10 protein-coding genes and 1 tRNA gene are annotated in these 9,530 nt (G+C 48.3%); 3 read left to right on the forward strand and 8 right to left on the reverse strand.

Features of this window, described 5'->3' with window-relative positions:
- Positions 1-61: 61 nt before the first annotated feature.
- The 5 genes from ADA01nite_RS15015 to ADA01nite_RS15035 form a co-directional block, all read right to left on the reverse strand.
- The gene (locus ADA01nite_RS15015; protein ID WP_146811094.1) at positions 62-487 is read right to left on the reverse strand and encodes a YugN family protein; all 426 of its coding nucleotides are present in this window, start codon (positions 485-487) and stop codon (positions 62-64) included.
- Positions 488-570: 83 nt separating this feature from the next.
- Positions 571-4,374, reverse strand: coding sequence for a dynamin family protein (locus tag ADA01nite_RS15020; protein ID WP_246147361.1), 3,804 nt, complete (start codon positions 4,372-4,374; stop codon positions 571-573).
- Positions 4,375-4,475: 101 nt separating this feature from the next.
- A complete protein-coding gene (locus ADA01nite_RS15025) occupies positions 4,476-5,201 on the reverse strand; it encodes a polyphosphate kinase 2 family protein (RefSeq protein WP_146811096.1) in 726 nt (241 codons plus the stop codon).
- 136 nt (positions 5,202-5,337) lie between these two features.
- Positions 5,338-5,781, reverse strand: coding sequence for a hypothetical protein (locus tag ADA01nite_RS15030; RefSeq protein ID WP_146811097.1), 444 nt, complete (start codon positions 5,779-5,781; stop codon positions 5,338-5,340).
- A gap of 15 nt (positions 5,782-5,796) precedes the next feature.
- Complete coding sequence (locus ADA01nite_RS15035; RefSeq protein WP_146811098.1) at positions 5,797-6,045, reverse strand: hypothetical protein; 249 nt, start codon at positions 6,043-6,045, stop codon at positions 5,797-5,799.
- 128 nt (positions 6,046-6,173) lie between these two features.
- On the opposite strand from ADA01nite_RS15035, the gene ADA01nite_RS15040 reads away from it, so the two are divergent.
- Complete coding sequence (locus ADA01nite_RS15040) at positions 6,174-6,383, forward strand: alpha/beta-type small acid-soluble spore protein (protein WP_146811099.1); 210 nt, start codon at positions 6,174-6,176, stop codon at positions 6,381-6,383.
- Between the two features lie 88 nt (positions 6,384-6,471).
- On the opposite strand, the gene ADA01nite_RS15045 is transcribed toward ADA01nite_RS15040, so the two are convergent.
- Positions 6,472-6,780 carry a winged helix-turn-helix transcriptional regulator gene (locus tag ADA01nite_RS15045; protein ID WP_146811100.1) on the reverse strand — a complete coding sequence of 103 codons (309 nt, stop codon included), beginning with the start codon at positions 6,778-6,780 and terminating at the stop codon, positions 6,472-6,474.
- A gap of 330 nt (positions 6,781-7,110) precedes the next feature.
- Here ADA01nite_RS15045 and ADA01nite_RS22860 point away from each other — a divergent pair, with 330 nt between their 5' ends.
- Positions 7,111-7,242 carry a hypothetical protein gene (locus ADA01nite_RS22860; protein WP_281286020.1) on the forward strand — a complete coding sequence of 44 codons (132 nt, stop codon included), beginning with the start codon at positions 7,111-7,113 and terminating at the stop codon, positions 7,240-7,242.
- A gap of 128 nt (positions 7,243-7,370) precedes the next feature.
- Here the strand turns inward: ADA01nite_RS22860 and ADA01nite_RS15050 are convergent, their stop codons facing one another.
- Positions 7,371-8,102 carry a class I SAM-dependent methyltransferase gene (locus tag ADA01nite_RS15050; protein WP_146811101.1) on the reverse strand — a complete coding sequence of 244 codons (732 nt, stop codon included), beginning with the start codon at positions 8,100-8,102 and terminating at the stop codon, positions 7,371-7,373.
- 410 nt (positions 8,103-8,512) lie between these two features.
- A tRNA-Gln gene (locus ADA01nite_RS15055) sits at positions 8,513-8,587 on the reverse strand.
- Between the two features lie 78 nt (positions 8,588-8,665).
- Between ADA01nite_RS15055 and ADA01nite_RS15060 the strand changes: the two genes are divergently transcribed.
- Positions 8,666-9,433, forward strand: coding sequence for a glycerophosphodiester phosphodiesterase (locus ADA01nite_RS15060; protein WP_146811102.1), 768 nt, complete (start codon positions 8,666-8,668; stop codon positions 9,431-9,433).
- The last annotated feature ends 97 nt before the right edge of the window (positions 9,434-9,530 follow it).

Here is a 9,530-nt window from a genome sequence, read left to right on the forward strand (position 1 = left end):
GTGAAAATCGTAAGAAAAGCCTCCGCCTAAAACCGGCCGGAGACTTCTCGTTACCTGCCGTTTAAAACACAGGGCGAACACCGCTACGAACTTCGCAGTCCACCACGCTGGCATCGCGGACATTTATGTCAATCTTATCCACCTTGAGGCGCCGTGCCACTTCTCCCAGAATTTCGCGGGAGCGATCAACATACTGCTTCTCGATCTCTCTGCTGAAATCGAGTCCTTCGTGGTATTTCGCACCGGTAATCGTAACGTCTGTCACCTGTACCGTGCAGTTGCTGCGTTCAATCTGGCCGGATGTCGCACGCGTAAAAATGCGGAGAAACACGTAATCCGACAGTTTTGACGTTAGCAGCGGATAATCATACGCTGCCCAATCATACTCAAACATGCCACCGCGGTTGAATCCAATCTCATGCAGAACAGTGTCGACTAAATCAAAAGAAAATTCCTGACCTACAAGGTTCGTTTCAATGATTTTCATCCGGTATTCACCCACCACATTGTTTTTTCTCTATATTGCTTCTTCCATTATAGTAGAAAAAACATAGAGTTGCGAGAAATAATCTACTTTTCTTTTACATTTACAGTTTCCATAGTAACGGATAGCATCTTCGTTACCTGCTGCTTACGAACTACCAGGCTCTCTACGTCCATCTTCATGCCGAGTGCAGCCAAAAGACCTGCGAAGTGTTCTTCCACCTCGGCGCAAGCCCGCTCTCTTACCCTGGCAATTTCTTTTTCAAACTGGGATAGATAATATTCGCGCAGTATCCGCTCGCCTTCACTGACATAAGCCTGCACCGGCACCTGGTACTTTTCTTCGAGCGCTTCTTTCATTTTCTCCTGACCGCCCTGCTCGAAGAACTGTTTCGGATTCTTAAACAGGCTAAGCGCACTCTGCAGTTCTCCGGTCGTACCCTGCGGAAATTGGTCGGCAAAATCCGGCGTGTCGTATACAGATGGTTCCCAAGCGCGCAGCTCAAAATGCTCAATCTGCATTCGGGCTTCCAGCTTCTCGATTAGCTTTGCACCGACTCCAGCCATGAATTTCTCCGTACGAAGTGCGGTAGCTCGCAGCTCCTGCGCCAAATCGAACGCCAGAAACCGGGACAGTTCTTCTAAGCCAAGCTGCAGCGCTTTTTGGATATTGCGCCCATCGTTTTGCAACGCTGACGGATTGAACGAGTAACGGAATGCTTCGCTGAAACGGAGCATAACTCGCTGCTTCACATAATATACAAGCTCCTGAATTTCTTTCTCCACCGCCTGGATATCCGCCGTGGCATCAAGCTCACGGATTGCTTTCAGCGCTTTCTCCTGATGCTGCTCCGCTTCGCGCAGCTTCCGGTCACGCAGGCTCGCGTCCTGGCGCGCCGCAACGATAAAATCGTCCATCGTCTGCACGGCACGGCGCACTTCGGCGAACGCCTCGTTCAACGCAATCTGCGTCAGTTCTTCGAGCGTGAAAGAAATGAATTCATCCTCAAAATGCTGAAGCCCGGAAAAACGGAGCGCTTCATCCACAGGCGGCAGCGCTTCTCCCTCCCCAACGCCAAGACGTTTGCGCAGAATCCCGGCTGCCGAATCACTCAGCTTACCGCGCTCTCCCATCCGCGCCAGAAGCGCAGTCTGGCTCGATACGGGATAGATGCGCGGACGCACAATGCCGCAGGTTGCCAAATTTTGCACCACATGATCGACCACGCCGTCTAATTCTTCCTGTGAATGTGCAAGATCGGCCGCATTGACAATAAAGAACATTTTATCCATGGCAAACGTGTCTTTCACACGGCCCAACTGAATCAAAAACTCGCGGTCCGCATGCGAGAAGGCATGGTTATAATACGTCACGAACAACACTGCATCCGCATTCTTGATGTATTCGAATGCGACTCCCGTATGACGGGCGTTAATCGAATCGGCCCCCGGCGTATCCACCAGGATGATGCCCTGCTGGGTAAGCGGGCAATCGTAATACAGCTCGATCCATTCCACAAAACACGCTTTATGTTCCTGTGCGACGAACTCCTGGAACTCTTTCAGCCCGATAATAATCTCCTGGCCAAGCTGCGCTTCAATCTCGCGATACCCTTTCTGTACAGCCCGCAAGAAGCTGTAATGCGGCTTTGCGGTCGGATGAACGTCGCCTGCATCCAGCATGGATGTTTTCTCGATCGCCTGTTCAATCGTGTCAACCTGAATGCCGAACACTTTAAGTGAATACACCACATCACTGGTAATATCTGTATGATTTTTTAAACGGACCCGCACACTGGCATGCGGATTTTGTTCGTCCGGCGGCAAAATTTTATTAATGGCCGCTGTAGTCGGATTCGGTGAGACAGGCAGAATTAAATCGCCCATCAAAGCATTTGCGAATGACGATTTACCCGCGCTGAATGCACCGAACAACGCTACTGTGAATCTATTTTTCTCAAGTCTTTCGGCACGCTGCTCCATTGCACGCGCAATGCCGGCAAGCCCTGGAACATCATGCACGCTCTGTGCGCTCCGGCGCAGCATTTCTGCCGTTTCCAACCTGTGCGATTTGTAGTCTTTTTTAATCGCTGAAGAATATCCTGCAGAAGAAGTCGATTGTTCTTTGACCGTCATCAGACTGACCGGCTTCTTGGCTTCTATACCTTTAGTGGAAGAGGCAGGAGCAGCTACTTGCTCTGCTGCCTGCTGTTCATAGGCAGGCAGCGGCCTGGCCTGTTCTTCGCCCGGTACGCCGTTCACAATCATGTCTATCAAATGAGCCTCTGCTTCGGCTTCCCGCCTGCCCAATGCAGCCAATTCATCTTCCGCCTCTTTCAGCTCGCGGATGGCGGCAAGCTCCTGACGGATGCTCTCAGCCTGCGTTTCGGCCTGCCTGCGCATAGCCTGCGCCGCATCTTCAAGCATATCAAGCGCCGCACGACGGTACAAATTTTTCACGGCGTTTGCAATATCCTTGGAGTAGTTCAGAATAGCCTCGCCGCCCGTCAACGCGCCTGGCTTCACCTCGTTTTCCAGCAGTTCCTCGGAAAACGGCACCGTAAATTCCATTACCCGCTTCTGATATTCGCTGTCATCGTAGCCGTACTTCTCGGACAACGTACGCAAAAGCCCTTTAATGTGCCACTCAAGATGCGCCGATGCGTTTTCGGATAACTCTGCATATAAATCATGCAGACGCTTCGCCTTCTCTTCTTTTGTTTTATTTCCGGAGAAAAGGAACCCGACCTTAAAGCCCGGCTGCCGGCTCTCCAAAAATAGGCGGGCCAGCTCCCGTGTCGAAAACGGAATCAGCGGCGCATTGTCCAGGATGTTCTGCACTTCCTGTTTCCCTTCGCTCTCCAGCTTTTCCGCCGGTTCAAATAGAGAAGCAAGACGACCGGACAGCAGCGCATATTTCTCCTGCACATTTTCCTCCGTCGTCTTTTGTTCGAGCAAGCGCTCAAACGGCTCGCGCTGCAGCGCATGCTTATCGTGTAAGAATTTGCGGTGCTCATCAATTAAATACATGGCTGCCCGCATGATGCTCGGGATGATGAGTGTTTCTTTTTCTTTAAACAGCTCACCGAGCTTCCCAAGCAGAGCCGGCCACTCATTCTCCGGATGATTCACGTCTTTCAGTGACGTAAAATAAATACCGTCCGGCTCAATGTCCCAGTGACGAAATGCATCAATCACGCTCTCCCGGTACTTTGCGAAACTTAATTCGAAATCCACATGCTTGTCAATCTGATTGATGACCAAATACACCGGCACACCCCGGTCTTTTAATGTTTTGGTGAATCTGAAATTCACTTCGGATTGGACATGGTTGTAGTCCATGACGTATAATACGGCGTCGGAGAGATGCAGCGACGATTCGGTTGATACCTTATGCGCATCGTCCGTCGAGTCGATACCCGGCGTATCCATAATGCTGATCGTCTCCCCTAGCAGGTTGGACGGATGATACAGTTCGATCGTCTCTACTTCGTCTCCGTCAACCGCGTATTTCTTAAGCTGGCTTACATCGTAATCGGAGCCAAAATCGACCGGCTCACTGTTTTTCAAAAAAATACGGGCAGATTTTTTCCCGGTTTTGATGCTCACAACGTTGGCACTGGTAGGAATCGGACTTGACGGCAGAACCTGACTCCCCATCAGCGTATTGATCATGCTTGATTTTCCTGCGGAGAAGTGGCCGCAGAAAGCGACCGTGAATTCTTTTTTGTACAACTTTTCAAGCAACTGTGCCGCTTTTTTGGCGTTTTTCTCATCTCCTGCGGCAACAAAGTTTTCCTTCAATCTCTCGATACGGTAATACAGCACTTCGACAGGGACATTAGTCCTTCCCTCCTGGGTCTTAGATAGGCGTTCTATTGTTTCAATCATTCCACTCACCGCTGTTCCTCTTATTTGTCTACACACAATTTGTGTACATTTTATGTCATTAATCTATCATCCCCGCTCCGCCAGCGCAACCGTTCCACCGTTTATTTTTCAGTCTGCAGGCGGGTTTGCATCGCCCGGACTACCGTTTTTAGCACGTTTACGCGTGCATGCCATTTATAATTGCCTGCAATAATCTTCCAGGGTGCGCCCGGTGTGTCGGTTTTCTCAAGCATTTCTTCAACCGCTTCCACATAATCGTCCCATCTCTCCCGGTTACGCCAATCTTCTTCGGTCAATTTCCAATGCTTAAACGGGTTCGCTTTTCGTTCCTCAAACCGCTCAAGCTGTTCCTGTTTACTGATATGCATCCAGAATTTAACGATAACAGCGCCGTCATCGGTCAGCATCTTTTCAAACGCATTGATTTCATCGTAGGCACGCTTCCACTCTTCCTTCTTGGCCAACTTCTCTACCCGCTCGACCAGAACCCGTCCATACCAGGAACGGTCAAAAATACCAATCTGGCCTTTGCGGGGGAGCTTATTCCAGAACCGCCATAAATAATGGTATTGTTTCTCAATCAAATTCGGAGCGCTGATCGAATGCACCTGGAAACCGCGTGGATCAATCTTCTCGGTTAGGCGGCGGATGGCACCTCCTTTACCGGCTGCATCCCAACCTTCAAATACAAGAATAAGCGGAATGCCCGCCTGGTGGAACCGGCGCTGTAGATCCAGCAGCATAAGCTGACATTCTTTTAATTCCTCTTTGTATTCTTTTTTCGTTTCGAATTTTTGATTAAGATCAATTTCATTTAGTTTCCCCATTGCTCTCTTCCTTTCCGAGGTTTTCTTTTTTAGATTGCACAATGCGAAGGATAAATCCTGCTTTCTTCATTAAAAAAAGGAATAAAAAAAAGCCCTTATCGTACATACGAATAAGGACTTTAGCTTCTCTATACATTTAAAATTCGCTGCTGCCTGTATGATCCGCTTCCCATTCGAGTGATGCGCGCTGCAGCGGAAAATCCAGGCGATCGAGTGCAAACAGCACAAACGGCATTTCCCCGTCATATTCTTTATGCAGGCTGCGCAGTGTCTGCTCGTCCAGTTTCTCGTCAAGAAACTGCGTCATCTTGCGGTATGCTTCTTCATCGTGATCACGGAACCAGCGCAGCGTGGTCGGACCGGACTGGGCCAGGCCGTATTTATCGACGTACTCGCGGACATGCTGCGGTACATACGCGAATGCGTACTGGCGAGCCGCGGCCAGCATCTCCCGCTTCTCCTGCTCAGGTATCATGCCTTCCGTTAAATAGCTATGCTTCCCACAGTGATAGCACTTTACCTCGTAGCGATGGTTTCCGGTTACTTCTTTTCCACAATAAGGGCACGTAATTTGCTTCATGGAGTTCTCCTTTCTTTATCTCTGTTGCTGCCTATCTCTTTGTACCAAAATTTTAATCGTTAATGCGACCAAATACCCCAGCAGCGAAAACCCTGCCCCAATCCAAAGAATGGTTTGCTGGTTTACCGAATAATACGATACGAATACAAACATTGGCATCAGTATAGCCGGTGCCGGCCACGCTCGCTTTGCGGCAAAGTACGTAATCAGCGCCACGGCAAAAGTCACAAGACCTCCAAAATATAGTACCAGCTGTAAAACCATCAGGCTCCCCCCGTCGCCTTCACATTCTATAATTTACCATGTTTAAGTTCGTGAATGTTTTGTGACAATATACTTACAAGGATGAATATCCTTGATACTACAAACTCTCGTAAGGAGATGAACAAACCATGGCTCAAAACCAACGCAACTCTAACAGAAACAACCTGGTAGTACCTGGTGCACAGCAAGCGCTGGACCAAATGAAGTACGAAATCGCTTCCGAATTCGGAGTACAACTCGGACCGGACACCACTTCTCGTCAAAACGGTTCTGTTGGTGGCGAAATTACCAAGCGTTTGGTGCAAATGGCTGAGCAGCAACTTGGTGGTCGCTTCTAATCTCCCCTTTTACGTAAAAAATAAATACGCTTATGGATGAAAAACAAGCCAGATCGTTCAGCGGTCTGGCTTTCGTGCGGCCCCTATCTTACATCCATTTCTCGCCCCAATGCTGGATCGACTCGATGACCTGCTGCAGGTCTCGTCCTTTTCTGGTTAATTCATATTCAATGCGCACCGGTGTCTCCGGATATACTTTGCGCTCAAGAATGCCTGCTTCTTCGAATTCTTTGATTCTCTCCGTCAGCATCCGATCGCTCATCTCCGGAATTTGCGCTTTAATATCTTTAAATCGCCTTGGACCGCCCAGCAGCACGCGAATGATTAATCCAGACCATTTCTTGCCGAGAATCTCAATGGCCGACTCATACTTCGGACACATCTTACTATAGTCCACGACATACACCTCCTCCTTTATTTTATCACGAATAAGTAACGTTACAAATAAAAGGATAGATTTTTTTCCCCGTTCTCACACAGATGTAACATATTCGGCAATATGTCGTCCCCTCCCCCTTTTGCGATAACACGATCCGGCTGTTTTGTCTCTTCCTACCGCAGGTGACTGCACGATTTTCTCCTTCTTTTTCAGACATAATGAATAATGGAAAAATTTCCAGTGCCATCGATCGCAGGTATTTTTCATATATCATTGTAATAACATTGTTAATGCTTTATCATTAGTATACTATTAATTTATAATTTTCAAAAAAGAGGGGTGTTTACGATGCAATTTGCTCATACGCTTGGTGAAGTCTTATTGTATGTCGTCGCTCTCCCGCTTTTCGCTTTCCAATCCATTGAAGCGCTACAGGCGCTAATCGAAATTACGGCTGAAATTGCAAAGTTAGGTAAATAAGAAACAAAAAACGAGGCCGGGCAAGCCTCGTTTTTTGTTATCACTGTAAAGCGAAATATACTTTCCTATACATTAAAAAAACGCTGCTCCCTCTCTTGGAGGAAACAGCGCTTTGCCGTTTTTTCGTGTTATTTGACGCAGCGGCCGTAAATAAGCATTCGCTTGCCGTCTTTGGAATACGGCTGAAAATCGTAATCGCCGTACACATCCCGCACTTCAATTCCGGCTTTTGTGAGCATGGACTCCATCTCTTGACGGCTGTACAGACGCACCCGTTCCCAGAACTGGCGCGTCGTTTCGTTCTCTGTAATGCTAATTTCTTTAATAACGAAGCCGTCTTCGATTTTGCGTCGTTCAACAATCTGCTTGCCGTCAACTTCACGCGTCGATTCCGGAACAAGCTTCTCTTCAATATACAGCGGGTTTAAATAATCAATCACCAGATGTCCGCCGGGTTTAAGGGCTTGTGCCATTTTATGCAACACTTTCTCGTTTTCATTGTCTTCTTCGAAATAGCCGAAGCTGGTAAACAGGTTAAACAGGATATCAAATTCGCTCTCAAACGGAATTTCACGCATATCGTATCGGTAATATGTAACGTTTGCGGCATCCGTTTTCTCGCGGGCCCGTGCAAGCAAATACTCGGACAAATCAAATCCTACAATTTCGTATCCGTGTCGGGCCAGCGCACGCGAATGACGCCCATCGCCGCAGCAGAAATCAAGCACACGTCCCGTTTTCGGGAGCGGAAGTTCGCGGAGCAGACTGTCGATCTCCTTCCGCGCCGACTCTTCGTCCCGGTGTTGGTACAGTGTGGAATAATCCTTCTGAAATGATTTTACATACCATGCAGCATCCATCTTCTTCCCTCCGTTCTCTATATTCTAAGTATACCCCTACCCGCTTGCGCCTGTACATTCATAAATGTGCTGAGAAAAACTCGCGGGCGTTGCCGCTCGTCCTTTTTCCTCAAAGAAGCCAAACAGCCGCTTTGTGTCGCTCCGGTCGGACCGACAAAACATCCGGGTCGTTCAGGGAGGGAGACAGTTGCCGGTCTTTGTCTCCCTCCGCTTCACACGCTCCACAAGGAAAAAGGAACGTTTGGCACACGCCTCGCGAGTTTTTTCTCGCTTACGAATGGAGGGAAAGTATATTTTGCTTTATCACTGTAAAGCGAAATATACTTTCCTATACCATAAAAAAACCAGACCCCTAGAGCCTGGTTTTCCATACGAGGCGATATCGCCGTCCTTCAGAGCTATGTATAAGATGGCTGGACAGGAAGGGTTCGAACCTTCGCATGACGGAGTCAAAGTCCGTTGCCTTACCGCTTGGCTACTGTCCATCGTTATCATTAGTATGGTTCCCTCCGCATAATTTATACAAATAAACTGATAAAAAAATAAGCGAGGCTTTTTTATATATGAATAATATGTTTCTTATTTATGCACATCGCGGTTCTTCCATTCTATATCCGGAAAATACGCTCCCCGCTTTTACACAGGCGATAAAAGAAGGGGCAAACGGCATCGAGCTCGATGTGCAGTTGACCAGAGACGGCCAAGTTGTCGTGTTTCATGATTGGACTCTGCAGCGCATCACCGGCCAAAAAGGAAAAGTGAGCGACTATACGCTCAAACAACTGCAGGCAATGGATTTCGGAGCCTGGAAAAATGCCAAATTCGCAGGTGTCCGCATCCCGACGCTGGGTCAGGTGTTCAAGCGCATAACCGGTAAGAACATTATGATAAATATCGAACTAAAAAATTTTTTTGCGATGCGTAACGGACTCGAACAGAAAGTAATGGAGCTTGTCCATCATCATAATATGAGCGGGCAGGTCGTCATCTCCACATTCAATCCGTTCAGCCTGGAACTGCTGCGAAAGAACGGCTGCAAATCCGATATCGCCTTTCTTTATTTCGGGCGGCTAAAAGAACCGTGGAAGTACGCGAAGGAATACGCATGCGCCTACATCCATCCCCCGGTGCAGGAAATCACCAAAGAATTACTTGCATCCTGTCGTGAGCACGAATTAAAGATTGTGCCGTATCAAGTCGATACGCTGGTGGAAATCCAGCAGATGATTCACCTTGGAACAGACGGAATCATTACGCCGCGGCCTGCACTCGCTCACCGCCTGCTTCACGGTCCTACCAAACCGGTGCAAAAGCGGAAACGGAAAAGATGACACAACCAAGTCGGCGTTTTCCCTCTGCACATTTCGCATTATAATAGATACAGAACACAACCATGGCGTTTTAGCCGCAACCCCGATATGAAAATGC

This window comes from Aneurinibacillus danicus (assembly GCF_007991215.1).
Lineage (GTDB): Bacteria > Bacillota > Bacilli > Aneurinibacillales > Aneurinibacillaceae > Aneurinibacillus > Aneurinibacillus danicus.